A 23,128-nucleotide genomic window follows, 5' to 3' on the forward strand; every position below is an offset into this window, starting at 1 on the left:
GTAAAGTGGGGGGCAAAATATCCGGGCTTTAAGCAGGAGGGGTCGCACATCTGGAATGTGCGACCCCTTTGTGCATTATGGCCCCGAACGTGAACGCCCGCCAAAAAACAGGCTGATAATGAGCAGCACAACAAAAACAAACAGCAGCACCTTGGCAATTTCCGAAAAACCGGAAGCCGCACCGCTAAACCCAAACAGGGACGCCAGCAGGGCAAAAATAAGAAAAACAATAATCCACCGTATCAACGCCATGCCAGCCTCCCACACGCCACGCATTTGCATGCGTGTTTAATGATCTCATAGGTGTTTAACGCAAAATGGCGACCACGGTTCTGTGGTCGCCATTTTGGCATGATACTTTGTGTGCCGGTAATTTAGTGCTCGTCCGCTCCGGGAATAATATCATAACCCGGTGTCCCCGGTGCGGGGCCGGGAGGCGGCACATTCCCCACCGTAATGTTGACCAGCTTGTCTACAGCAGGGCCAATTTCTCGCGCATCAATGGCAATGCCAAGCTCACCACTGCTCCCACCACCCACGGCATAGAGCGTCTGCCCCGGCTTGAGCAGGCTGGCCACACGCGCAGCCTCACGCGGGGACAGATAAATCACAGAATGGTCCTTGAGCACCGCACCGCTCAGATTGCCCCCTACATCATACAGGGGCATCCAGACCTCACCATGGAGAACAAGGTCTGGCCCTGCGATCATTTCCGGTGAGTGCAGGGGCATCTCAATAAAGCTGTCCTGCACGGTGCGCCCGCGCGGGCTGGTCACGCTGAATGCCCGCATGATCGGCAGAACCTGCCCTTTGAGCCCGCGAATATCGACCTTGTCCCCCACCTTGACCAAGCCCGCAAATGTGTGGGCCTGCGCGGCAGAGACAAAAACCTGTGTGCCATCATCCAGCACAAAACCCACAATGCCCCCGTGTGGTGCGGGCAGGAACTGCACCACATTCCCCGTAAACACGGGCAGGACAGACAGGTCATAAACCCCGGTCGCCTGTTTTTCTGTTGTGGTCTGTCTGGAGGCAAAAGGCGCGCCATGAGCCTGCTCCCCCTTATGGGCAGGGGCTGCCACCGCAACGGAAGACGCCAGAATGAGAGCAGACAAACTAAGCAAAGAGCGCATGAAACAACCACTAAGGACAGGCGCGCCCTGCCCCAAAGCGGGCAAGGCGCGGCAATGCGTGAGACTCGTCTGCATAATCTGCCACGAAAAGCCATTCCCGCAAGAGCGGGAAAAGCGCGTCAGTGGCGGAAATGACGCATACCAGTAAACACCATGGCAATACCCGCGGCATCGGCTGCGGCGATCACCTCATCATCACGGATGGAACCACCGGGCTGGATGACGGCCGTTGCACCGGCAGCCACAATGGTTTCCAGCCCATCAGCAAAGGGGAAGAACGCATCAGACGCTGCCACCGAGCCCTGCGTCAGAGGTGCAGATTGGCCAGCCGCCTTTGCCGCCTCCCCGCTTTTGCTTGCGGCAATCCGTGCAGAATCCACGCGGCTCATCTGGCCTGCCCCAATACCAACCGTTGTGCGGTCCTTGGCATATACAATGGCGTTGGATTTGACGTGTTTGGCTACCCGGAATGCAAAGATCAGGTCCTGCATTTCCTGCTCGGTGGGTTTGCGCTTGGTCACAACCTTGAGCGCTTCGGGGGCAATACGCCCGTTATCACGCGTCTGGGCCAAAAAGCCCCCGGCAACTGAACGCACGACCGTACCAGCCGCCGTCGGGTCAGGCAGGCCGCCCGTAAGCAGCAGACGCAGGTTTTTTTTGCGCGCCAGCAGGGCTTTGGCATCTTCTGCCGCATCCGGGGCGACAATGACTTCGGTAAAGATGGTGGAAATTTTTTCCGCCGTAGCAGCATCAAGCGGGCGGTTGAGCGCAACAATGCCACCAAAGGCAGAAACCGGGTCGCACCGCAGGGCCTGATCCCAGGCTGTGGTCAATGCGCTGGAAACGGCAACCCCGCAAGGGTTGGCATGTTTGACAATGACCACAGCAGGTTCATCAAACTCGGCCACAGCCTCAAACGCTGCATCCGTGTCGTTGATGTTGTTATAAGACAGTGCTTTGCCCTGCACCTGCACCGCCGTTGCAACGCCGGGACGCGGGCTGCCATCGCGGTAGAAGGCAGCCTGCTGGTGGGGGTTTTCGCCATACCGCAGGATTTCAGCCCGCTGGCCAGCAAGGGCAAAACGCTCGGGGAACGCATCCTGCGCCTGTGCTGCAAACCATGCGGCAATGGCAGCGTCATACGCAGCCGTACGAGCATAGGCTGCTCCAGCGTAAAAGCGGCGCGTGTCCAGCGTGGTGCCGCCATTGCCCAGTGCGTCAATCAGCCCTTCATACTGGGCGGGGTCGGTCAGCACCACCACGTGCGCGTGGTTCTTGGCCGCAGCACGGATCAGGGCCGGGCCGCCAATATCAATATTTTCAATGCAGGTTTCTGCATCCGCACCAGAGGCAACCGTTTTTTCAAACGGATACAGGTTCACAGCCACCAGATCGATCGGGCCAATGCCGTGCTCGTGCATCTGCGCCACGTGGGCTGGCAGGTCACGGCGACCAAGAATGCCCCCATGAATTTTGGGCACCAGAGTTTTAACGCGCCCATCCAGAATTTCAGGAAAGCCCGTGTAATCCGATACTTCCGTCACAGGCACCCCTGCATCACGCAGGGCTTTGGCGGAACCGCCCGTGGACAGGATTTCCGCCCCCTGCGCCACAAGGGCACGGGCCAGGTCCAGCAGACCTGCTTTATCGGAGACGGAAATAAGGGCACGACGGATAGGAAGCGTCGTCTGGCTCATGGGTGGACCTTTCGCACGGCAAAAACGTAATGCGGCTGATTAGCCAACATGCCGCACGCAGGCAACCAACCGGGACAAAGAAGTGGACACCGCCTAGCGGCGGGTAAACGTCCAGTAAAGCGGCTGGCGGCCAGCGGCTATGGCCTTGGCCTCATACCGGGTAGGGAACCATCCATCCGGCCGGGTCGTGGCGGGTGGCGGTGCTTCAAAATACGGCTGGGCGGACATGACTTCTTCCACCCATGCCTGATAGGTCGGGTCATCGCTGGCCACACGCCAGATGGCACCGGGTTTGAGCACACGCGCACAGAGTTCCACATTCTGCGGGTGCACAAAGCGGCGCTTTGCATGGCGGGCCTTGGGCCACGGGTCCGGGAACATCAGAAACAGGCGGTCCAGACTGGCATCCGGCAATGCCCGCAACACCAGCCGCGCATCATCATCCCACAAGCGGAGCATATCCGGCAGTGGGGCGGTTGCTTCCTGCTCCACTGGCACAAGCTTGTTGAGCAGCGAGCACAGACCGTTATGAAAAACTTCGGAGGCTATATAGCCGACCTCGGGGTGGGCTTTGGTCTGGGCCAGCACATGCTCGCCCCCACCAAAACCGACCTCGAACCAGATCTGCTGTGGCGCATGGCCAAAAACAGAGGCTGGGTCTGCTGCCTTGTCCAGCGGAAACCGCAGGCGTGGCAGCGTTTCGTCCAGCAGGCGTTCCTGACGGGGGCGGAGCGGATGCCCGCGCTGGCGGCCATACAGCCTTTCCGGCGGGGGCTTTACATCCACTGCTTCGGGCTGGCCAGTAATAACCTGACCTTTTGCCTCCGTCATGAGCACGCTACCTTTATATCAACGCTTCAGTGCGCTGCGCAGGGAATCCACCAGATCGGTGCGTTCCCACGTAAAGGTATCCAGCTTGTCGTCCGGCGTACGGCCAAAGTGTCCATATGCGGACGTGGTCGCATAGATCGGACGGTTCAGACGCAGGTGCTTGCGAATGCCGCGCGGCGTCAGGTCCATGACCTCACGCAGGACTGCACCCAGACGGGCTTCGTCCACATCCTTGCCGCTCTCATCCAGATCCACATAAACGGACAGCGGATGGGACACGCCAATAGCGTAGGACAGCTGGATGGTGCAGCGGTCAGCCAGACCAGCCGCCACAACGTTCTTGGCAAGGTAGCGGCAGGCGTATGCTGCGGAGCGGTCAACCTTGGTCGGATCCTTACCGGAGAATGCGCCACCACCATGCGGAGCAGCACCACCGTAGGTGTCCACAATGATTTTACGCCCGGTCAGGCCGCAGTCCCCATCGGGGCCACCGATCACGAATACGCCGGTCGGGTTGGCGTAAAATTCGTTTTCCGGCGGCATCCAGCCCTCGGGCAGCACGCCACGGGTCACGTCCAGCAGACGCTCGCGCAGGGCGTTCTGGTCCGCACCTTCATCATGCTGTGTGGAAATCACGACCGAGGTCGCGCCCACCGGACGACCGTTGACGTAGCGCAGGGTTACCTGGCTTTTGGCGTCGGGCTGGAGGCCAGCAACGCGCGCATCGCCAGCGCGGCGCAGGTCGCGGATGGTGTGCAGGATGCGGTGCGCATAATACAGCGGCGCAGGCATGAGGGTGTCTGTCTCGTTAGAGGCATAGCCGAACATGATGCCCTGATCGCCAGCACCTTCGTCCTTGTCCGATGTGCTGTCCACACCTACGGCAATGTCAGCGGACTGAGCATGCAGGTAGTTGGAGGCCTCGGCATGACGCCAGGAGAAACCCTCCTGATCGTAGCCGATGTCCTTGACCGCTTCACGCGCCAGATGGATCAGCTGTTCGGATGTAACGGAGTCAGGTCCGCGCACCTCACCAGCCATAACGATTCGGTTGGTCGTTACCAGCGTTTCACACGCCACGCGGGCTTCAGGATCCGCCGCCAGATACGCGTCCAGAACGGTATCGCTGATCCGGTCAGCAACTTTATCGGGATGACCTTCAGAAACAGATTCCGAAGTAAACAGAAAATCGCCGTCTTTACGCATGATGGTGCCGTTCGCCCCACGCCAGTGAAAAAAGGAAACAGGTAACCATCCCCAAAAAAAGGGGACGGGACCGTATGGCGTTATAGACTGTAATGGTCAAGAGCCATACGGCCCCGCCACAAAAAACAAGCCCCTGTTTTCAGCCCTGCGCCAAACGCGGGGCATGCGCTGAACAGACAGGCACATGCTTACAGCGGCGGCAGACCCAGCACATCTTCCATGTTGTAAAGGCCGGCTTCCCGCCCTTTTGTCCACAATGCCGCCCGCACCGCACCTGTTGCGTAGATGCGGCGGTTGAACGAACGGTGCGACAGGGTGATCTGCTCATCCGCAGATGTGAAAAGAACGTCATGTTCGCCCACAATCTGCCCACCACGCAGGGCGGCAAAGCCAATGGCGCCCGTCTGGCGGGGGCCGGTCAGGCCATCACGCCCACTTTCACGCACGTCTTCCAGCGCCACGCCACGGCCAAGAGCTACCGCCTGACCAATGGCCAGCGCCGTGCCGGATGGGGCATCCACCTTCTGTCTGTGGTGCATCTCCACAATTTCTGCATCATAGGTTTCTGCGGGGAGAGCCTGCCCCATCATCCGGGCAAGGCGCTGCACCAGCGTAACACCGGGCGAAAAATTGGCCGCGTGCACCACGGTCATATCACCAGATGCCTCTTGCAGCGCCCCCAGTTGCGCCGCCGACAGGCCCGTTGTGCCCAGCACCCACGCAACGCCGGTACCAACCAGAGCCCTGGCGCTGGAAACGACTGTATCCGCATGGGTGAAGTCGATCACCACGTCGCATTTTTCCGCCAGAGCAGACATGCTGGTAAATAGTGGAACCTCGGCTGCCAGCCCTGTGGCCTGTTCTGGCGCGCGCGTGGTGCCCCCTGCAACAGTGGCGCCTGCCGCCCGCACCTCTTCAATCAGCAGTTGTCCTACGCGGCCTGTAATCCCTGCAATGCCAATACGCATCTGTCTTATTCCGATCCCTCAAAGAAATCACGCACACGACGGAAGAACCCCGTGTGTTCGGGGCTGTGCTTGACATCCTCCCCCGCTTCTTTCTCAAATTCTTCCAGCAGTTCGCGCTGGCGCTTGGTCAGCACCTGCGGCGTTTCCACTGTGACCTGAATATACATATCCCCCCGCGCACTCGAACGCAGGACCGAGAACCCCTTGCCCCGCAGGCGGAAATGCGCGCCGGTCTGTGTTCCGGCCGGAATTTTAACACTGGTGCGCCCACCATCAATCACGGGCACTTCTATTTCCGTACCCAGAGCAGCCTGCGCCATGCGCAGGGGTACGCGGCAATACACATTGGCCCCATCACGCTGGAAAATGGAGTGCTCGGAAACAGAGACATGCACATACAGGTCGCCCGCTGGCACGCCATTGCCACCGGCCTCGCCCTCGCCAGTCAGGCGGATGCGTGTGCCATCCTCCACCCCTGCGGGGATCTGCACCTTAATGGTGCGTTCCTGCTCCACGGTCCCTTCCCCACGGCAGGCCTTGCAGGGGTCCTTGACCACCCGGCCAGCGCCATGGCAGGTCGGGCAGGCCCGTTCCACCACAAAAAAGCCCTGCTGCGCGCGCACCTTGCCTGCACCATGGCAGCTTGGGCAGGTTTCCACCCCTGCGGCACCACTGTTGGAGCCTGTGCCGTGGCAGGTATCACACGCCACACGGGTGATGACCCGCACATCTTTTTCCACGCCTGCAAACGCTTCTTCGAGCGTAATTTCGACATGGGTCTGAATATCATTGCCACTGCGGGCCTGCCCACCACGGCGACCCATCATATCTCCAAACATCTGTTCGAAAATATCGCCCAGACCACCGCCACCAAACCCGTTAAAGTCAAACCCGCCCGGCCCCGGGCCACCCCCTTCAAACGCAGCATGGCCAAAGCGGTCGTAGGCGGCGCGCTTCTGCTCATCCTTGAGCACATCGTAAGCCTGATTGATTTCCTTGAACTTGGCCTCAGCCGCATCATCCCCCGGATTACGGTCGGGATGGAACTTCATGGCCAGCTTGCGATAGGCTTTTTTAATTTCCTCGCCAGAGGCCGTGCGGGTTACCTCAAGAATTTCGTAGTAATCAAGCTTAGTAGCCATGAAAGTCCTCTTGGGGCTGCCTCTTGCATGAGCACAGCATCTGTCCAGAATGTAAAACGTAAAAAGGCGTCCGCCTTATAAAAAGCACGGACGCCGCATAAAAAATGCATTGAGGCCATGCATGTCACATGGCCCCATAGGCTGCATACGTCCGATCAGGACTTTTTGTTTTCGTTCACGTCTTCAAAGTCGGCGTCAACGATGTCTTTTTCATCAGCCTTGGCACCAGCAGCGGCACCGGCTTCTGCGCCCTCAGCTTCCTGACCAGCCTTGTAGGCGGCTTCACCCACCTTCATGGCGGCCTGCGTCAGACGTTCGGTTGCGCTCTTGAGCGCGTCCACATCCGTACCTTCCAGAGCGGACTTAACGGCGGCAATGGCGCTTTCAGCTTCGGACTTGTCAGCCGCAGGCACCTTGTCACCAACGTCAGCCAGAGACTTTTCGACCTGATGCACAAGGGATTCCGCACTGTTGCGGGCTTCCACCTGCTCACGCTTGGCCTTATCGGCTGCTGCGTTGGCTTCGGCGTCCTTGACCATCTTTTCGATGTCATTGTCCGACAGACCACCAGATGCCTGGATCTTGATCTGCTGTTCCTTGCCAGTCGCCTTATCCTTGGCGGAAACGGACACAATGCCGTTTGCGTCAATATCAAAGGTCACTTCAATCTGGGGCACGCCACGCGGTGCTGCGGGAATACCGGTCAGGTCGAAGTTACCAAGCAGCTTGTTGTCCGCCGCCATTTCGCGCTCGCCCTGATAGACCTTAATGGTCACAGCGCCCTGATTGTCTTCCGCCGTGGAGAACACCTGGCTCTTCTTGGTCGGAATGGTGGTGTTACGGTCAATCAGGCGAGTGAACACGCCACCGAGGGTTTCAATCCCCAAAGACAGGGGGGTTACGTCAAGCAGCAGAACGTCTTTGACATCACCCTTGAGCACAGCCCCCTGAATGGCGGCACCAATGGCAACCACTTCATCCGGGTTCACGTTGCGGGCAGGGTCTTTACCAAAGAATTCTTTAACCGTTTCAATCACCTTGGGCATGCGGGTCATACCGCCGACCAGAATGACTTCATCAATCCCCGAAGCGGACAGGCCAGCATCCTTCAGCGCGGCTTTGCAGGGTTCAAGCGTGCGGCTGATCAGGTCATCCACAAGGCTTTCCAGCTTGGCGCGGCTCAGCTTGACCACAAGGTGCTTGGGACCGGAGGCATCCGCCGTGATGAACGGCAGGTTGATTTCGGTTTCCTTGGAGGAGGACAGCTCGATCTTGGCTTTTTCTGCGGCTTCCTTCAGGCGCTGCAGAGCCAGCTTGTCGGAGCGCAGGTCAATGCCCTGCTCGCGTTTGAACTCGTCAGCCAGAAACGCGATGATCCGGTTATCAAAGTCTTCCCCGCCGAGGAAGGTGTCCCCGTTGGTGGATTTTACTTCGATCACGCCGTCAGAAATTTCCAGCACGGATACGTCAAACGTACCACCACCAAGGTCATACACGGCCACGGTGCCGCCGCTCTTTTTTTCCAGCCCGTAAGCCAGAGCCGCTGCGGTGGGTTCGTTGATGATACGCAGCACTTCCAGACCGGCAATGCGGCCTGCATCCTTGGTTGCCTGACGCTGGGCATCGTTAAAGTACGCGGGAACCGTAATAACGGCCTGCGTGACTTTTTCGCCAAGGTAGGATTCCGCAGTTTCCTTCATCTTACCCAGAATGAAGGCGGAAATCTGGGAGGGGGCGTAGTTTGTGCCGCGTGCCTCGACCCATGCATCGCCATTGTCGCCTTTGACAATGCTGTAGGGCACCATGCCCTTGTCCTTCTGGACGGTTGCATCGTCAAAACGGCGGCCAATCAGGCGCTTTACGGCATAAAGGGTGTTGGTGGGGTTGGTAACAGCCTGACGCTTTGCAGCCTGCCCGACCAGCATTTCACCCCCTTCGGTGAAAGCGACCATGGACGGCGTTGTGCGTGCGCCTTCGCTGTTTTCGATGACTTTTGTTTCGTTACCTTCGCGCACGGCCACGCAGGAGTTGGTGGTGCCGAGGTCGATACCAATGACTTTGCTCAATTTCGTGCTCCTTGTAGCGACTTCATCCGACCCGAAGCATCAGATAAAGCCCTTTTTTATCGTAACCGGGTGTGCCCGAACAAAACCGGGCCGCAACCACAATGACAACTCAGATGTATGGTGTGGTTTTCCCTTTTTCAAGAAGGAAAAACCACACGGCGGAAAGGTTTTTTATCCCCTCCCGCCCCGCAGCGTTACTGCGCGCTGGCACCCTTGGCCACAACCACCATGGCGGGCTTGAGCAGGCGGCCATGCAACGTCCATGTGGGTGTCCATGCCTGCATGACCGTGCCGGGCGCGTGCTCCGCACTCGGCTGCTCGGCCATGGCCTGATGCAGGTTGGCGTCAAACGCCTTGCCCGCAGGGTTATCGCTCTTGATGCCATGCCGTTCCAGAATGGACAGGAAGGAGCGCTCGGTGCTCTCAATCCCCTCGCGCATTTTGGTGACGACTGTATCCTCACCCTCCGTCGGGGCGGGCAGGCTGTCGAGTGCGCGACGCAGATTTTCTGCCGCTTCCACCACATCGCGCGCAAACTTCTGCACCGCATACTGGCGGGCATCGTCCACATCGCGCTTGGCGCGGGCCATCAGGTTCTGGTTTTCCGCTTCCGCGCGCAGCCATTTTTCCTTGAACTCCGTTACGGTGCGTTCAAGGTCCTGTACACGCGCATCGGCAGTGCTCTCGGCGGCACCCTCATGCTGGGGGGCAGCCTGTTCGGCCGGAGCCGGTTCTACCGGGGTCTCGACCTGTGTGGGTTCTGTATCTTGGGTCATGTAGCAAGAAGTAGGGAACACCGCACGCGCCGACAAGACCCGTTGGCCCCCTGCAGGGCAGGATTTTGCCCACGACCGCCCTTGGGCTGAAAAAAGCGTGTCTCTTGCCATTCCCCCCTTGGCATGGATCGGCTGCGGCGCCTAAGTTAGGCAGCTTGCGCGGATGGCAAGGGAAGGAACACACAAACGATGACAGAGCGCACCAAGCAGACAATTGCGCTGGTTGATGATGATCGCAATATTCTGACATCGGTTCAGATGACCCTGGAAGCTGAGGGTTTTAACGTCCGTACCTATACGGATGGCGAGTCGGCGTTGCAGGGCCTGACGGCCTACCCGGTCGATCTGGCCATACTGGACATTAAAATGCCCCGCATGGACGGTATGGAACTTTTGCAGCGCCTGCGCACCCGCTCCAACCTGCCTGTCATCTTCCTGTCCTCCAAGAACGAGGAGGTCGACCAACTCATGGGCCTGCGGCTCGGGGCGGATGACTATATTACCAAGCCGTTCTCCCAGCGCCTGCTACTGGAGCGCATCCGCGCCCTGCTGCGCCGGAACGAGGTCAGCCGGGCGGAAGCCAGTGGCGCGCCCGCCGGTGGCGGAGCGCTCACACGGGGCAACCTCTCCCTTGATGAACTGCGCCACAAATGCACATGGAAAGGGGAGGATGTCCCCCTGACCGTAACCGAGTTCCTGCTGGTCAAAACGCTTGCGCAGCGGCCCGGTCTGGTCAAATCCCGCGACCAACTGATTGACGCCGCCTACGGGGACACGGTGTACGTGGATGACCGGACCATTGACAGCCACATCAAGCGGGTCCGCAAAAAATTCCGTCAGGTGGATGATGACTTCAACCAGATTGAAACCCTGTACGGCATTGGCTACCGCTACAAGGAAGACTGACCCAAGGGCATGACCGACCGCCCCCCCCTGCTGGCGCATCTGTTCGCGCAGGCCCGCAGCCTGCGCATACCCGGCCAACGCCCGCACAATGGCGGGGTGGAGGCCACAGCCGCCTATCAGGCGTCGCGCACGCGGCTGATCTCCCCCCTTATGCGCCGTGTGCTGCTGGTCAATATTCTGCCGCTGGCCCTGCTGGGGCTGACGGTCCTGTTCCTCAACCAGTTCCGCAACAGCCTGCTGGCAACAGAGGTTACAGCCCTGCGTGAACAGGCCCGTATTTACGCCGGAGCACTGGGGCAAAGTGCGGTGCGGGCCGCCCACCCCCACGCCACACTGCTACAGGACCGCGGCTACGAGCTGGAAGCCAGCCTGGCCCGCCCCCTGCTCCAGCGCCTGACCGAACCCAGCCCCAACGCCCATGCCCGCCTGTTTGGCCCGGACGGACGGCTGGTGGCCGATAATCTGATTGATGTGGCCGACACGCAGGACACACCACCGGAGCCACATCACTTCCACTCCCATACCATTCCGTTCCCCCCCGCGTTCCAGCCCGGCATTTACGAGCGATTCCTCACGTGGCTCTGGTCGGGCCATAACCCCGGTATTGTGACCCTCAACACCGATGAGGAAGATATCCCCGCCCGCCCGGCCCACCCACAGGCCCCCGGCAGCGCGGACCATCCCCCGCCAGAAGCCCCTCCCTACATCCGCCGCACTGCGCGGGGCAGGCTGATCATCACCGTTGCCGAGCCGGTCATGCGTGACGGCTGGACGGTGGGCGTCATCCAGCTTACCCGCGTGGCGTCGCAGGTGGACCGCTCGCTGTTTGCCATCCGCTCGACCATTCTCTCTCTTTTCTTTCTGGCACTGGTGCTGACGGTCCTGCTCTCATGGTACCTCTCGCTCACCATTGCACGGCCTCTGCTGCGCCTTGCGGCCTCCGCACAGGTCATGCGCGATACAACAGGGCGCACCGGTACAGTTCCCGCCCGCCTGCTGGCCCGACGGGACGAGATTGGTGATGTCGCCCGCGCACTACAGGCCAGCGCGCAGGCTTTGTGGAAGCGCATGGACGCCATTGAGCGCTTTGCCGCCGATGTGAGCCATGAGATTAAAAACCCGCTCACCTCCATCCGTTCGGCCATTGAAACCCTGCTGCGGATTGAAGACCTGAACCAGCAGCGCCGCCTGCTGACCATTATTAACGATGATGTCCGCAGGCTGGACCGGCTGATTACCGATATTTCCGACGCCAGCCGACTGGATGCGGAAATGTCGCGCGCCAAGGCAAAACCGGTCGCCATTGGCCCGCTTCTGTCTGTTCTGGCAGAAATTCATCAGGCTACGCGGCAGGAAGGCCAGCCGATTATTGTCACCGATGTGCAAAACGATTCGCCCGAACACCCGTTGAGCGCACTGGCCGTAGAGGACAGGCTGGTACAGGTCCTGCGCAACCTGATCGGCAACGCCATATCGTTCTCTCCCCCCGATGGGCAGATCATCCTCCATGCCGCAGCCAATGGCAAAATGGTGCGCATTGCCGTCTCGGACGAAGGGCCGGGTATTCCGCAGGCCAAGCTGGATTCCATTTTTGACCGTTTTTATTCAGAACGCCCCAAAAACGAGAACTTTGGCCAGCACTCCGGCCTTGGCCTGTCCATCAGCCGCCAGATCATAGAAGCCCTGCACGGCAGCATTGCTGTGGAAAACCTGCATGACCACAAGGGGCACATCCGTGGTGCCCAGTTCATCATCGAACTGCCCCGTGTGCCCAGCCTGCCCCCGCGCTGACACTGCGGGGGTGTGCAGCGCGCTCAGAACCCGGCAGTGCTTGCGGGGTCTTCTTCCTCTGGCAGGCAGATCACCAGATCAAACACGACTTTTGGCGCAGTCGATGGGGCGTCCTTGAGCCACATCATGGTCATACCCGGCGATGTGGACGGAAAAAACTGGCGGAACACAGGAAAACTGGCGGGAAACTCATCCGCGTCTGCAATATGGCAGACAATGCGGCTGACATCGCGCAATGCCAGATTCTGCTCTTTGAGCAAGAGAACAGCCTCCTCAAAGGCTGCCCTGCACTGATCGGCCATATCCATGCCGGAAGAGCGGGACGCTTGCAGCCCTGCAAGCACAAGACCTTCCGCCGTTTGCACAACGCGCGGACGACTGGCGACGGAGCGTGGGGTCCGTGTCAGAGTTTTATCTTTCATCACAGGACGATGCTGTAAGGCAGCTTGGCGGCAACCGCAATTTTCCCTTTCGTAACAAATGCCCGGCCACAGGCCTGCGGGAGCCATTCGTTAATATCTGGTATAGCAGGTCTGAGCAGAATGCCTTCTCTTCCAGCGTAAAACTGCTTTAAACTCTCGCCGCAACCGAATTGCACGCCATTTGCCATGACCGGCTCATTACGGGTGTGCACCTTATCGGACAGTAAAAAGGAAGAGCCGTCCATGCCCATGGCGGATGACACGTCGGTTCCGCGCCGCATTCTGCTGGTGTCTGGTCTGTCCGGAGCGGGCAAATCTTCCATCCTGCGGATTCTGGAAGACCTTGACCATGAGGTCATCGATAATCCACCGCTGGGCATGCTGGATGATATTGTCGCTCGTGCGGAGCGCCCCGTTGCCATTGGCGTCGATTCCCGCACCCGTGGGTTTGATGCTTCCGCCGTGCTGGCCGCACTGGCCCGCCTGCGGGTCAACCCGCACCTGCGCGTGGAGCTGATTTACGCCACAGCGGATGAAAGCGTGCTCCTGCGCCGCTACACAGCCACCCGGCGGCGGCACCCCCTAGCCCCCCACAGCAGCGTAAAAGAAGGCATAGAAGCCGAAGTGGCCCTGACGGCCCCCCTACGTGCGGCCGCCGATCTGGTCATTGATACAACAGACATGCCCCCACCGGACCTACGGCAGTTTGTGGAAAGCCGGTTCAGCCCATGGGTGGGTGGGCCGAGCGAGGGGTTGACCGTCACACTCATGTCCTTCGCCTACCCTGCGGGTCTACCGCGTGAGGCGGATATTGTGTTTGACGCGCGCTTCCTGCGCAACCCGCACTACATACCCGAACTCGCCCCCAAAACCGGGCTGGACGAGGATGTGGCAACCTACGTAACACACGACCCGGACTACCTGCCCTTTCTGGAGCAGATCCACGCCATGCTACAGCTTGTGCTGCCGCGCTTTGTGCAGGAAGGCAAAAAATACGCCACCATTGCCATTGGCTGCTCCGGCGGCAGACACCGCTCCGTTACGGTGGTGGAGGCTCTGGCCAAACGCCTGTCTGCCCCTGATGGCATGGGTCATTATCAGGGGTCTGGCCAATGGCCGATCATGATCATGCACCGCGAGCTGGCACGTCAGGGCATAAGTGCGTGGCGATGGGCCAGAAAGCCGACCGAAACCCCACACCCCGATCCTTACTGACCCCGGATTACGCTGCGGCCATGCCCGTTCAGGCGTGGCCTGCCTGCCTGCTCAGCCGTGCCGGATCAATGTTAATGGAGGCCAGAGCGCGCCGCCATTTTACGGTATGGTCCATGCCAAAAATCAGTTCCCGCGTAGCAGGCACGACCAGCCATGCATCGTGATGCAGAATTTCCTGCTCCAGCTGCCCGGCAGACCAGCCCGCGTGCCCCATGGCCAGCAGGGCATCACGCGGGCCGCTTCCACGCGCAATATCTTGCAGCACATCCATGCTGGATGTCAGCGCCACGTTATCCGTCACGCGCAGACTGTCCTGCCCGCTCCACTCCGCAGAATGCAGCACAAGACCGTGCCCCTCCTCCACCGGCCCCCCTGCGCAAAGGCCAATCCTGCGCACGGGGGGTATGGGCGCGATCTGCAATTGCTCAAGCAGGTCATCAAAATCAGGGCGTGGGAGGCGTTTGTTAATAACAAGCCCCATTGCCCCGCCATCGGGTGTGTGACTGCACATGTAAATAAGGGATTCCCCAAACAGGGTACCCCCCAGCATGGGCGTTGCCACCAGCAGCATACCTGCAAGGGAAAGGCCGTTATCCATCACAGCGGGGTCGGGTTGGGGAGTGTTTGCAAATGCCATCCCTGAAGATATGAGAAACACTTCCTTTTTTGGCAAGATTGCCAGCGCATCTGTTGTCTGTAATTCTATCCATCCGCCATATACGGATCAATTGTCAGGGCACCTGTGCATGAACACCCTCTCCCGCTTTCTTAACGCACTGGACAGCTACAAGGTTACGGATGGCAGCCAGTTCCACCTTGCCGACCACAACCCCGATGATGATGGACATCTGGGGCTGGACAAGGACACGGGGAAAAAACTGCTCCGGCAGGTCAAAGGCCTGTTACAGGATCTTCAGGAACTGCTGTACGCCAACCAGAACCACTCGCTCCTGATTATTCTGCAAGGCATGGATGCTGCGGGCAAGGATGGCACGATCAAGCATGTCATGTCCGGGGTAAACCCGCAGGGAGTTGCGGTTACCTCCTTCAAACAGCCGGGTCCCACCGACCTGCTGCATGGTTTTTTATGGCGCATCCATGCCGCGGCCCCGCAGGCAGGGCGTATCGTTATTTTCAATCGCAGCCAGTATGAGGATGTACTGGTCAGCCGCGTACACCCCGAACTGCTTAAAAACGGGCACCTGCCCGGAGCGCTCGACACGCCTGAATTCTGGCAGGGGCGCTATAGCGACATCCGCCACCTTGAGCACTACCTGAGCAGACAGGGCACCATTGTTCTGAAATTCTTCCTCAACATCTCACGCGAGGAGCAGCGTGAGCGCCTGCTGGCCCGGCTGGATATTCCCGAAAAGCGCTGGAAATTCTCCCCCTCCGACCTGCATGAGCGCGAATACTGGGATGACTACGCAACCGCCTACCAGGATGCCATTGCCCAGACCGCCCGCCCACATGCGCCGTGGATCATCGTGCCAGCCAACCACAAATGGTACGCACGCCTTGTGGTGATTGGCACCATCATTCGGGCATTGCACAATTTGCGGCAGGTCACCCCCAAGCCCGACCCTGACGTCATGCACCAGCTCGATGATTACCGCACACGCCTGCTACAGGAAAAACCCTGAACAGCACGCCCCCGGCAACATTGCGGCCATAGTCACCGGCAGGCCGCTGCGCCACAGATGCGCACCAGCCTGCCACGCCCGCGCACGGTAGAGGTCTCCCCTCTCCCCGCAGGCGCGCACTGCGTATTTACAGGGTACTTTCCAGCACCCCGTACCAGCCAAGGCCCTTATAGGTTTCGTAACCGGGGGTATGGGCATAAGCAATCAGCTTGTCGCCACTCACATAATAACCCCGCTCCTCCTGCGGGGTGAACTTGCAATACTCGCCCGACACACCACTGCCAGTGGACGATGCAATAATACGCTTGTGCGCATCCACCAGCATAACCCGCGTCTGGCCCCGTTCTACATCGGACAGACGCACGCCATGTACAATGGCCTCTGCCTGTGGCGCCCAGTCAAATGCTATGCCCAGCACACCCAGCACCTGCCCGCGTGCTTCCCCCCCTGCGCGGATGGCGGTGCTGTAAATGGCAGCCTGTTCATTATTGAGCGCTGGCACACGGTTTACATCGGCCACCGCGTAGTCCTCGCCACTTTGCGTGCGCATGGCGCGCACAAACCATGCTTCGCCCGACATATCATACCCAAGCAGGGAGCGGTGCGTTTGTGGGCGACCGCACGCCACCACCTTGCCACTGGGGTCCACCACAAAAAGGTCCAGATATACTGTGTAGGATTTTAAAATTGTAGCCAGACGGTCCGCTGCATACTGGTACGCCTGAGGGGTACGGCTCTCCAGCGCCTGCACCATGGCACTGTCTGTAGCCCACCACCGCACATCACACGAACGCTCGTACAGGTTGCGGTCAATCAGATCGACAACGTTCAGGGCCAAATCAGTCAGGCGCTCCCCCCGGCCACGCACGAGCAGGTCATTCCCCGCTTTTAGCAAACGGTCCGTGCTGCTGTCAGTAGCGGTGCGCAGTTCGGCGGCGATGCCAACAATGCGGGTGGAAATACGCCCCATTTCATCAGCCAGAAGGCCAAAGGCCGCTCCGGCCTGCCCCACACGGGCGGCCTCTATACGGGTGTTGATGGCAAGAAATTTGGCTTCGTTCATGACCGAAGCGATCAGATGAATTTTTTCCCGCGTCATTTGAGAAACTTCATAAGCAAGTTTGAGAATATCGTCTTGCATGCGGGATGTGTCTTTCAATTCGAAAACGGAACAATTTGATGTGGGAAGGGACACGACCATTCTCACCCACATTCAGGCAGAATATGCCCTATCCCCCTGTTCTGCCTAAATTATTCTGACCTGTAAACTCCCGCCATCTGGCCTGTTCCACCATACTCACGCGCATTTGACAGGCCGTGACCGCCCCGTCATGAACACACTCAGACACACACTCAGACACACACTCAGACACACACTCCATTCAGCAACAAGGATTGTCATGACCTGTTTTAAAAACCGTATGGCCCTGTGGGCTTTATGTGCGGGGCTGGGTCTGTCTGGCCTTGGCCAGTCTGCTCAGGCACGCCACAGACACGCTCAGGCAGAACAGCCCCAAACCGTATCGGCCACATGCGATAATCAGGATTTTCTGAACAAACAGCAGACGTTTGAAAAAGGTGGCCCAAAAGCAGACGCTGCCGTGCATATTTGCGGCACTGTGGTTGCTGTATCACCAGCAGCCAAAGTAACCCGCAGCGGGCGACATGGTTATTTTTACATGACAGTCGCCCCCAATATTTCCATCCGTATTGTGACCAATCTGGATGAAATGCACACGCCCGCATGGCCGTGGGTTGCCAAAGGGGACCATGTGGAGGTGGTAGGCCGCTATTATTATGACTCACCCCGCCAGCAGGGGGTGGACTGGACGCACCGTGGTACCGGCCGCTCATGGGGGATTCCGGGTTATGTGCGCGTCAACAACACCCAGTACGACTGAACCAAAAATGGCTGGCCAGAAAAAACTGGCCAGCCACCGGGTGTTTTGCAGGTTTTACCGACAGACCTAGTCTGCGGCTTCCTCTTCCTTTTCGCTGCCACGCTCATCCTCACCGGGGACCGTAGCATTGCCATCGCTTTGTACGATATCAAACGACAGCTCACCATTTTTAAGGCCGATTTTCACAGCCCCACCTTTGGTCAGCCGCCCGAACAGCAGCTCCTCGGCCAGAGGTTTTTTGATGGACTCCTGAATAACCCGACCCAGTGGGCGCGCACCATACAGACGATCATACCCCTTTTCGGCCAGCCACTCTTTTGCTGCCGAAGACAGCTCGATTGTGACATGCCGGTCAGCAAGCTGTGCCTCAAGCTGTAGAACAAATTTCTCTACAACCTGCCCGACAATTTCCTGCGTCAGATGGGCAAAGGGAATTACCGCATCCAGCCGGTTGCGGAACTCGGGGGTGAACAGGCGTTTGATTGCCTCCTCATCCTCGCCTTCGCGCACTTTGCGGCCAAAGCCCACGGCCTCCTTGCTCATGTCGGACGCACCAGCGTTGGTGGTCATAATCAGGATAACATTCCTGAAGTCCACAACCTTACCGTTATGGTCCGTCAGGCGGCCATTATCCATGACCTGAAGCAGAACATTATACAGGTCAGGGTGTGCTTTTTCGATCTCGTCCAGCAACAGCACGGCATGCGGATGCTGGTCAATGGAATCGGTCAGCAACCCACCCTGATCAAACCCGACATACCCCGGGGGCGCTCCAAGCAGGCGGGAAATGGAGTGACGCTCCATGTATTCCGACATGTCAAAGCGGATCAGCTCGATCCCCAGCGCATTGGCAAGCTGACGGGCCACTTCCGTTTTACCAACCCCGGTCGGGCCGGAGAACAGATAGTTGCCAATCGGCTTTTCAGGATCACGCAGCCCTGCACGCGCCAGTTTGATCGCGGCGGACAGTGCATCGATCGCCTGATCCTGACCAAACACCATCCCCTTGAGGTCGCGCTCCAAAGACCGCAGCACTTCCTTGTCATCGGCGGAAATGCTTTTGGGTGGAATGCGCGCAATGCGGGCAATAATGTCTTCCACGTCCTTCAGGTTCACCGTCTTGCGGCGGCGGCCTTCTGGCTGGAGCATGCGCGATGCCCCGACCTCGTCAATCACGTCAATCGCCTTGTCGGGCAGTTTGCGGTCATGGATATAACGCGCAGACAACTCGACCGCCCCACGAATGGCCTCTTCCGTATAACGGACCTTGTGATGCTTTTCGTAGCTGCCCTTCAGGCCGCGCAGGATTTTGACCGCATCATCAATGCTAGGTTCAGGCACGTCAATTTTCTGGAACCGCCGCACGAGGGCACGGTCTTTTTCAAAGTGCTGGCGGAACTCCTTGTAGGTGGTCGAGCCAATGCAGCGCAACGTGCCTGCCGCCAGTGCGGGCTTGAGCAGGTTGGACGCATCCATGGCCCCACCGGAGGTGGCACCTGCACCGATAACGGTGTGGATTTCATCAATAAACAGGATGGCGTGCGGGTCCTGATCCAGCTCCGTGACCACGGCTTTGAGGCGTTCCTCAAAATCACCACGGTAACGGGTGCCAGCCAGCAGTGCGCCCATGTCCAGCGAGTAGATGGTGGACTTGAGCAGCACTTCAGGCACGCTGCCTTCCACAATCCGGCGGGCCAGACCTTCTGCAATGGCGGTTTTGCCAACGCCGGGGTCGCCCACATACAGCGGGTTGTTTTTGGTGCGGCGGCACAGAATCTGGATCGTGCGTTCGATTTCGGTATCCCGCCCGATCAGGGGGTCAACCTTACCGGCCAGCGCCTTATCGTTCAGATTGACGCAGTAGGTGGACAGCGCGTCCTGATTTTTCTGGGTTTTTGCCTCAGCACGCTCGGGTTCCTCGCCCTTTTCCGTGCCCGAGCCCGTGCTTGCAGCCGGGCGGCGGGTAGCGCGGTCGGGGGCTTTGGCAATCCCGTGGGAGAGGAAGTTCACCGCATCCAGCCGCGTCATATCCTGCAATTGCAGGAAATATACGGCATGGCTTTCGCGCTCGGCAAACAGGGCGACCAGCACATTGGCCCCCGTCACCTCATCCCGCCCGGTGGACTGCACATGAATGGCCGCACGCTGGATAACACGCTGGAACGCGGCCGTGGGCTTGGGTTCAGTCGGGCGATCGGACGCCAGACCTGCCAGATCCTTGTCGAGAAAGCCTGTCAGGTCTGTCCGCAACCGGTCCAGATCAACCCCACAGGCGCGGAACACCGTAACGGCGTCCGAATCATCAACCAGGGCAAGAAGCAGATGCTCTAGCGTGGCATATTCATGGTGCCGTTCTCCGGCCAGAATAAGCGCCCGATGCAGCGTCTGCTCAAGATTGCGTGACAACATGACGAGACGCTCCTTTCCCAGGACTTTCCGATCATGGCAGAACTAACGGGAGACCACGATCACATGCCCTGCAATCATATTTGGCCGCTTCGACAAGAAATGCGAGTCATAACCACGCAAAAAACGTGCGCTCACGCATTTTTCGTTCTCACGCTCTACAGAAATGCTGGTTTTTCGCGCTTTTTGCACGATTGCCTCAACCGCAAAAAAGACGCGGCCTCATCCTCAGGCATGGCATTGGCACCGCGACTAAGGCCGTGCCCTGTGCTTCAGTCTTTTTCTATGGTGCACTGCAAGGGGTGCTGGTTCTGGCGTGCAAGGTCCATGACCTGAGAGACCTTGGTCTCCGCCACCTCGTAGGTAAACACGCCACACACGCCCACACCCTTGCGGTGGACGTTGAGCATGATGTCTGTCGCTTCTTCCCGATTCTTCTGGAAAAAACGCTCAAGGACGTACACCACAAACTCCATGGGTGTGTAATCGTCATTGAGCATGAGCACTTTATACATGGCGGGTTTGCGGGTTTTGGGCTTTGAGCGCACCACCACGCCAATTTCCGCATCATCGCGGTCCGAATCCATCCCCCCATCACGCCGCGACGGCCCGTTGCCTGTATGCAGAACAGGAAAATGAAACGCGGCCATGGCAACCAAACTCCAAAGGCAGGGGTGGAAAAACTGAGGTGTTCCTTACCACCATATTGGCAAAGCCAAAGCACAATAAAAGGTGGCGGAACGAGACTAGGGCGGATGCATACCCGTATAGACCCACACTGTGCCATATTTATGCCGCATACTGGCCCAACATGACACAAAGAGGTCCCAGACATGCCCCATACGGATTCCATGTGCAGGGCCTCCAGTTTTTTACCGCCATGCTCTTGCGATTCCCAACAGTAGGCGGAATAGTGCTCCATACGGCACAGGTGGGGGTAGCAGTGGCAGACAAAGCAGCGTTACGGCGGACAGGGCAACACAACAGGCCAGCATGTGGCAATAACCCCAAAAACCTGCGTGCACGTCGGTGGGCAACACTGCTTGCTGGTGTAACCCTTGGTGCTTTTGCAGGGGCCGGGCAGGCCCATGCCCAGTATGCCGGGCAGATCAGCTCCATTGTTATGGATGCCAACACCGGGACCGTTCTCTCCCAGACCGATCCGGACCTGCGCCGCTACCCTGCCAGCCTGACAAAGCTGATGACCCTGTATATGACCTTCAACGCCCTGCGCGCGGGGGCCATATCCCTTAATCAGTCTGTCCCGGTTTCCATTCATGCGTCCACCATGGAGCCGTCCAAACTTGGGCTGGTCCCGGGGTCACGCCTGAGTGTTGAGCAGGCCGTCCTTGCGCTGGTCACCAAATCCGCCAACGATGCCGCCTGCGCACTGGGTGAACTGATTGGTGGTGGCAGCGAGCCGCAATTTGCCGCCATGATGACCCAGCAGGCCCATGCACTTGGCATGTCCCAGACCGTGTTCCGCAACGCCTCCGGCCTGCCGGACCCCGACCAGATGACCACGGCACGGGACCTTGCCACTCTTGGCCGACGCCTGATTGCGGACTTTCCCGAGTATTACCACTACTTTGCCACACCCGCCTTCCGCTTCCATGGCCGCTTCATTCCCAACCACAACCCCATGCTCAAGGTCTATGCCGGAGCAGACGGGATGAAGACAGGCTATACGCAAGAGGCAGGGCGCAACCTTGTAACCTCCGCCATACGCAGCAATGTGCGTCTGGTTGGGGTGGTTATGGGGGCGTCCAGCAACACCCAGCGCTCACTGGTTATGGCCAACCAGCTTGACCATGGGTTTGATGCAGAAGGTGTGGCCCCGGTTGCCCGCCCGCTTATTGTGGCGCAGGCCAGCGCCAGCCAGCGCCAGCATGGCCGCCATAGTACGCTGCTTATGGCAGCCGCCAGCCACAGGCATGCACCACTTGAAGTGGCGGAAGCCCCCGCCCCGCGCCGCCACCATGGTGCCATTACCAGCGTAAGCCACGGCCACCATGCAACGGTTATTGGCGCCAAGGTGCACACCATTTCCACCCCCGCAATCCGCCATGGCCTGACCCGGCGCAGCGCCAGCCACAACCGCACCTGAGCATTTTCTGCTCATTCAGATTACCCGTTATAACCAAAGCGGGTTGCCTTTGTGGCCTGCACTCTTCATCTTGCTGCTTTCTCAAAAGCACCAACAATGATGAGGGAGTGCAGAATGGCGGGCAGAGGCGGTATCGTTCTCCATACCGAAGAAGACTTCAAACACCTGCGCGCGGCAGGCCAGTTGGCCGCTGCAACGCTGGACATGATTACGCCTTACGTCAAACCCGGCGTAACCACGGGTGAGCTGGACCGTATTATCCATGCCTATACGCTTGAACACGGCGCCACCCCCGGCCCGCTGAACTACCGTGGCTACCCCAAGTCTTGCTGTATTTCGGTCAATCATGTTGTGTGCCACGGCATTCCGGGCGACCGCCCGCTGATTGAAGGCGACATTGTCAATATTGACGTCACCCCAAAGCTGAACGGCTGGTTTGGCGATACAAGCCGCATGTACACGGTGGGCAAAGTCTCCATAAAAGCAGCCAAGCTGATTACCACCACTTACGAAAGCCTGATGCGTGGCATAGAGGTGGTGCGCCCCGGCGCAACCCTTGGTGACATCGGCCATGCCATTCAAAGCCATGCCGAAAAACACCGCTACTCCATTGTGGAAGATTTTTGCGGTCATGGCATCGGGCAGGTTTTTCATGCCGAGCCAAACGTCCTGCACTACGGCCGCCCCGGCGAAGGTATGAAGTTAAAGGCCGGTATGGTGTTTACCATTGAGCCCATGCTCAACATTGGCAAACCCGAAGTAAAAATTCTTGAAGACGGCTGGACCGCAGTCACACGCGACCGTTCCCTGTCTGCGCAGTTCGAGCATATGCTGGCGGTCACACAGAACGGGTATGAAATTTTTACCCGCTCCCCCGCCGGTTACGACTGCCCCCCCTACCCGACCGAAGGATAAACT

The 23,128-nt window shown here is 58.9% G+C and carries 22 protein-coding genes; 7 read left to right on the forward strand and 15 right to left on the reverse strand.

Going from position 1 to position 23,128, the window contains the following annotated elements; all coding sequences use genetic code 11:
- Positions 1-75: 75 nt before the first annotated feature.
- The 9 genes from HK26_RS01225 to HK26_RS01265 all read right to left on the reverse strand — a co-directional run bounded on the left by HK26_RS01225 (position 76) and on the right by HK26_RS01265 (position 9,819).
- Complete coding sequence (locus tag HK26_RS01225; RefSeq protein ID WP_025826588.1) at positions 76-252, reverse strand: DUF1328 domain-containing protein; 177 nt, start codon at positions 250-252, stop codon at positions 76-78.
- Between the two features lie 122 nt (positions 253-374).
- Positions 375-1,133: a hypothetical protein gene (locus tag HK26_RS01230; protein ID WP_086638127.1), complete on the reverse strand. Its 759-nt coding sequence runs from the start codon at positions 1,131-1,133 to the stop codon at positions 375-377.
- 119 nt (positions 1,134-1,252) lie between these two features.
- Positions 1,253-2,830: a bifunctional phosphoribosylaminoimidazolecarboxamide formyltransferase/IMP cyclohydrolase gene (purH, locus tag HK26_RS01235; protein ID WP_086638128.1), complete on the reverse strand. Its 1,578-nt coding sequence runs from the start codon at positions 2,828-2,830 to the stop codon at positions 1,253-1,255.
- Between the two features lie 93 nt (positions 2,831-2,923).
- Positions 2,924-3,661 carry a tRNA (guanine(46)-N(7))-methyltransferase TrmB gene (gene trmB, locus HK26_RS01240; protein ID WP_086638129.1) on the reverse strand — a complete coding sequence of 246 codons (738 nt, stop codon included), beginning with the start codon at positions 3,659-3,661 and terminating at the stop codon, positions 2,924-2,926.
- 18 nt (positions 3,662-3,679) lie between these two features.
- Positions 3,680-4,867: a methionine adenosyltransferase gene (gene metK / locus HK26_RS01245; protein ID WP_086638130.1), complete on the reverse strand. Its 1,188-nt coding sequence runs from the start codon at positions 4,865-4,867 to the stop codon at positions 3,680-3,682.
- A gap of 188 nt (positions 4,868-5,055) precedes the next feature.
- Positions 5,056-5,835 carry a 4-hydroxy-tetrahydrodipicolinate reductase gene (dapB, locus tag HK26_RS01250; RefSeq protein WP_086638131.1) on the reverse strand — a complete coding sequence of 260 codons (780 nt, stop codon included), beginning with the start codon at positions 5,833-5,835 and terminating at the stop codon, positions 5,056-5,058.
- Between the two features lie 5 nt (positions 5,836-5,840).
- Complete coding sequence (gene dnaJ / locus HK26_RS01255; RefSeq protein WP_086638132.1) at positions 5,841-6,977, reverse strand: molecular chaperone DnaJ; 1,137 nt, start codon at positions 6,975-6,977, stop codon at positions 5,841-5,843.
- A gap of 155 nt (positions 6,978-7,132) precedes the next feature.
- Positions 7,133-9,043, reverse strand: coding sequence for a molecular chaperone DnaK (gene dnaK / locus HK26_RS01260; RefSeq protein WP_025826584.1), 1,911 nt, complete (start codon positions 9,041-9,043; stop codon positions 7,133-7,135).
- A 194-nt stretch (positions 9,044-9,237) separates the two neighbouring features.
- Entirely contained in the window at positions 9,238-9,819 is a 582-nt protein-coding gene (locus HK26_RS01265) for a nucleotide exchange factor GrpE (protein WP_086638133.1), read from the reverse strand.
- 189 nt (positions 9,820-10,008) lie between these two features.
- Here HK26_RS01265 and HK26_RS01270 point away from each other — a divergent pair, with 189 nt between their 5' ends.
- Together HK26_RS01270 and HK26_RS01275 are read left to right on the forward strand one after the other, a co-directional pair.
- A complete protein-coding gene (locus HK26_RS01270; RefSeq protein ID WP_025826580.1) occupies positions 10,009-10,725 on the forward strand; it encodes a response regulator transcription factor in 717 nt (238 codons plus the stop codon).
- A gap of 9 nt (positions 10,726-10,734) precedes the next feature.
- A complete protein-coding gene (locus HK26_RS01275) occupies positions 10,735-12,516 on the forward strand; it encodes an ATP-binding protein (RefSeq protein ID WP_086638134.1) in 1,782 nt (593 codons plus the stop codon).
- Positions 12,517-12,539: 23 nt separating this feature from the next.
- On the opposite strand, the gene HK26_RS01280 is transcribed toward HK26_RS01275, so the two are convergent.
- Positions 12,540-12,938: a RidA family protein gene (locus HK26_RS01280; protein WP_086638135.1), complete on the reverse strand. Its 399-nt coding sequence runs from the start codon at positions 12,936-12,938 to the stop codon at positions 12,540-12,542.
- On the reverse strand, positions 12,938-13,183 hold the full coding sequence (locus tag HK26_RS01285; protein WP_143296267.1) for a hypothetical protein: 246 nt from the start codon (positions 13,181-13,183) through the stop codon (positions 12,938-12,940). Before HK26_RS01285 ends, HK26_RS01280 begins: the two co-directional genes overlap by 1 nt.
- Between HK26_RS01285 and rapZ the strand changes: the two genes are divergently transcribed.
- Entirely contained in the window at positions 13,182-14,153 is a 972-nt protein-coding gene (rapZ, locus tag HK26_RS01290; protein ID WP_086638137.1) for an RNase adapter RapZ, read from the forward strand. The two genes, HK26_RS01285 and rapZ, sit on opposite strands and share 2 nt — an antisense overlap.
- 28 nt (positions 14,154-14,181) lie before the next feature.
- On the opposite strand, the gene HK26_RS01295 is transcribed toward rapZ, so the two are convergent.
- On the reverse strand, positions 14,182-14,790 hold the full coding sequence (locus tag HK26_RS01295; RefSeq protein ID WP_086638138.1) for a YqgE/AlgH family protein: 609 nt from the start codon (positions 14,788-14,790) through the stop codon (positions 14,182-14,184).
- Between the two features lie 109 nt (positions 14,791-14,899).
- Here HK26_RS01295 and HK26_RS01300 point away from each other — a divergent pair, with 109 nt between their 5' ends.
- Positions 14,900-15,796, forward strand: coding sequence for a polyphosphate kinase 2 family protein (locus HK26_RS01300; RefSeq protein ID WP_086638139.1), 897 nt, complete (start codon positions 14,900-14,902; stop codon positions 15,794-15,796).
- A 127-nt stretch (positions 15,797-15,923) separates the two neighbouring features.
- Here HK26_RS01300 and HK26_RS01305 read toward each other — a convergent pair whose 3' ends face one another.
- A complete protein-coding gene (locus tag HK26_RS01305; protein WP_086638140.1) occupies positions 15,924-16,937 on the reverse strand; it encodes a cache domain-containing protein in 1,014 nt (337 codons plus the stop codon).
- A 259-nt stretch (positions 16,938-17,196) separates the two neighbouring features.
- Between HK26_RS01305 and HK26_RS01310 the strand changes: the two genes are divergently transcribed.
- Complete coding sequence (locus HK26_RS01310; protein WP_086638141.1) at positions 17,197-17,697, forward strand: DUF3465 domain-containing protein; 501 nt, start codon at positions 17,197-17,199, stop codon at positions 17,695-17,697.
- Between the two features lie 66 nt (positions 17,698-17,763).
- On the opposite strand, the gene clpA is transcribed toward HK26_RS01310, so the two are convergent.
- Complete coding sequence (clpA, locus tag HK26_RS01315) at positions 17,764-20,106, reverse strand: ATP-dependent Clp protease ATP-binding subunit ClpA (RefSeq protein WP_086638142.1); 2,343 nt, start codon at positions 20,104-20,106, stop codon at positions 17,764-17,766.
- Between the two features lie 269 nt (positions 20,107-20,375).
- The gene (gene clpS, locus HK26_RS01320) at positions 20,376-20,753 is read right to left on the reverse strand and encodes an ATP-dependent Clp protease adapter ClpS (protein ID WP_086638208.1); all 378 of its coding nucleotides are present in this window, start codon (positions 20,751-20,753) and stop codon (positions 20,376-20,378) included.
- 365 nt (positions 20,754-21,118) lie between these two features.
- Between clpS and HK26_RS01325 the strand changes: the two genes are divergently transcribed.
- Positions 21,119-22,210, forward strand: a complete 1,092-nt coding sequence (locus tag HK26_RS01325) for a D-alanyl-D-alanine carboxypeptidase family protein (protein ID WP_374188201.1) — start codon at positions 21,119-21,121, stop codon at positions 22,208-22,210.
- A 114-nt stretch (positions 22,211-22,324) separates the two neighbouring features.
- Positions 22,325-23,125, forward strand: a complete 801-nt coding sequence (gene map, locus HK26_RS01330; RefSeq protein WP_086638143.1) for a type I methionyl aminopeptidase — start codon at positions 22,325-22,327, stop codon at positions 23,123-23,125.
- Positions 23,126-23,128: the final 3 nt, after the last annotated feature.

Origin of the sequence: Acetobacter okinawensis, from assembly GCF_002153655.1 — a bacterium.
In the GTDB taxonomy this organism is placed as follows: domain Bacteria; phylum Pseudomonadota; class Alphaproteobacteria; order Acetobacterales; family Acetobacteraceae; genus Acetobacter; species Acetobacter okinawensis_A.

Bases quoted from the DNA above. Each gene is read 5' to 3' on its own strand.
- HK26_RS01300 (WP_086638139.1), top strand. From the start codon at position 14,900: ATGAACACCCTCTCCCGCTTTCTTAACGCACTGGACAGCTACAAGGTT.
- clpA (WP_086638142.1), bottom strand. From the start codon at position 20,106: ATGTTGTCACGCAATCTTGAGCAGACGCTGCATCGGGCGCTTATTCTG.
- HK26_RS01275 (WP_086638134.1), top strand. From the start codon at position 10,735: ATGACCGACCGCCCCCCCCTGCTGGCGCATCTGTTCGCGCAGGCCCGC.
- HK26_RS01280 (WP_086638135.1), bottom strand. From the start codon at position 12,938: ATGAAAGATAAAACTCTGACACGGACCCCACGCTCCGTCGCCAGTCGT.
- metK (WP_086638130.1), bottom strand. From the start codon at position 4,867: ATGCGTAAAGACGGCGATTTTCTGTTTACTTCGGAATCTGTTTCTGAA.
- clpS (WP_086638208.1), bottom strand. From the start codon at position 20,753: ATGGCCGCGTTTCATTTTCCTGTTCTGCATACAGGCAACGGGCCGTCG.
- HK26_RS01295 (WP_086638138.1), bottom strand. From the start codon at position 14,790: ATGGCATTTGCAAACACTCCCCAACCCGACCCCGCTGTGATGGATAAC.
- HK26_RS01225 (WP_025826588.1), bottom strand. From the start codon at position 252: ATGGCGTTGATACGGTGGATTATTGTTTTTCTTATTTTTGCCCTGCTG.
- dnaJ (WP_086638132.1), bottom strand. From the start codon at position 6,977: ATGGCTACTAAGCTTGATTACTACGAAATTCTTGAGGTAACCCGCACG.
- purH (WP_086638128.1), bottom strand. From the start codon at position 2,830: ATGAGCCAGACGACGCTTCCTATCCGTCGTGCCCTTATTTCCGTCTCC.
- HK26_RS01310 (WP_086638141.1), top strand. From the start codon at position 17,197: ATGACCTGTTTTAAAAACCGTATGGCCCTGTGGGCTTTATGTGCGGGG.
- HK26_RS01230 (WP_086638127.1), bottom strand. From the start codon at position 1,133: ATGCGCTCTTTGCTTAGTTTGTCTGCTCTCATTCTGGCGTCTTCCGTT.
- trmB (WP_086638129.1), bottom strand. From the start codon at position 3,661: ATGACGGAGGCAAAAGGTCAGGTTATTACTGGCCAGCCCGAAGCAGTG.
- HK26_RS01265 (WP_086638133.1), bottom strand. From the start codon at position 9,819: ATGACCCAAGATACAGAACCCACACAGGTCGAGACCCCGGTAGAACCG.
- dapB (WP_086638131.1), bottom strand. From the start codon at position 5,835: ATGCGTATTGGCATTGCAGGGATTACAGGCCGCGTAGGACAACTGCTG.
- map (WP_086638143.1), top strand. From the start codon at position 22,325: ATGGCGGGCAGAGGCGGTATCGTTCTCCATACCGAAGAAGACTTCAAA.
- HK26_RS01270 (WP_025826580.1), top strand. From the start codon at position 10,009: ATGACAGAGCGCACCAAGCAGACAATTGCGCTGGTTGATGATGATCGC.
- HK26_RS01285 (WP_143296267.1), bottom strand. From the start codon at position 13,183: ATGGACGGCTCTTCCTTTTTACTGTCCGATAAGGTGCACACCCGTAAT.
- rapZ (WP_086638137.1), top strand. From the start codon at position 13,182: ATGCCCATGGCGGATGACACGTCGGTTCCGCGCCGCATTCTGCTGGTG.
- HK26_RS01305 (WP_086638140.1), bottom strand. From the start codon at position 16,937: ATGCAAGACGATATTCTCAAACTTGCTTATGAAGTTTCTCAAATGACG.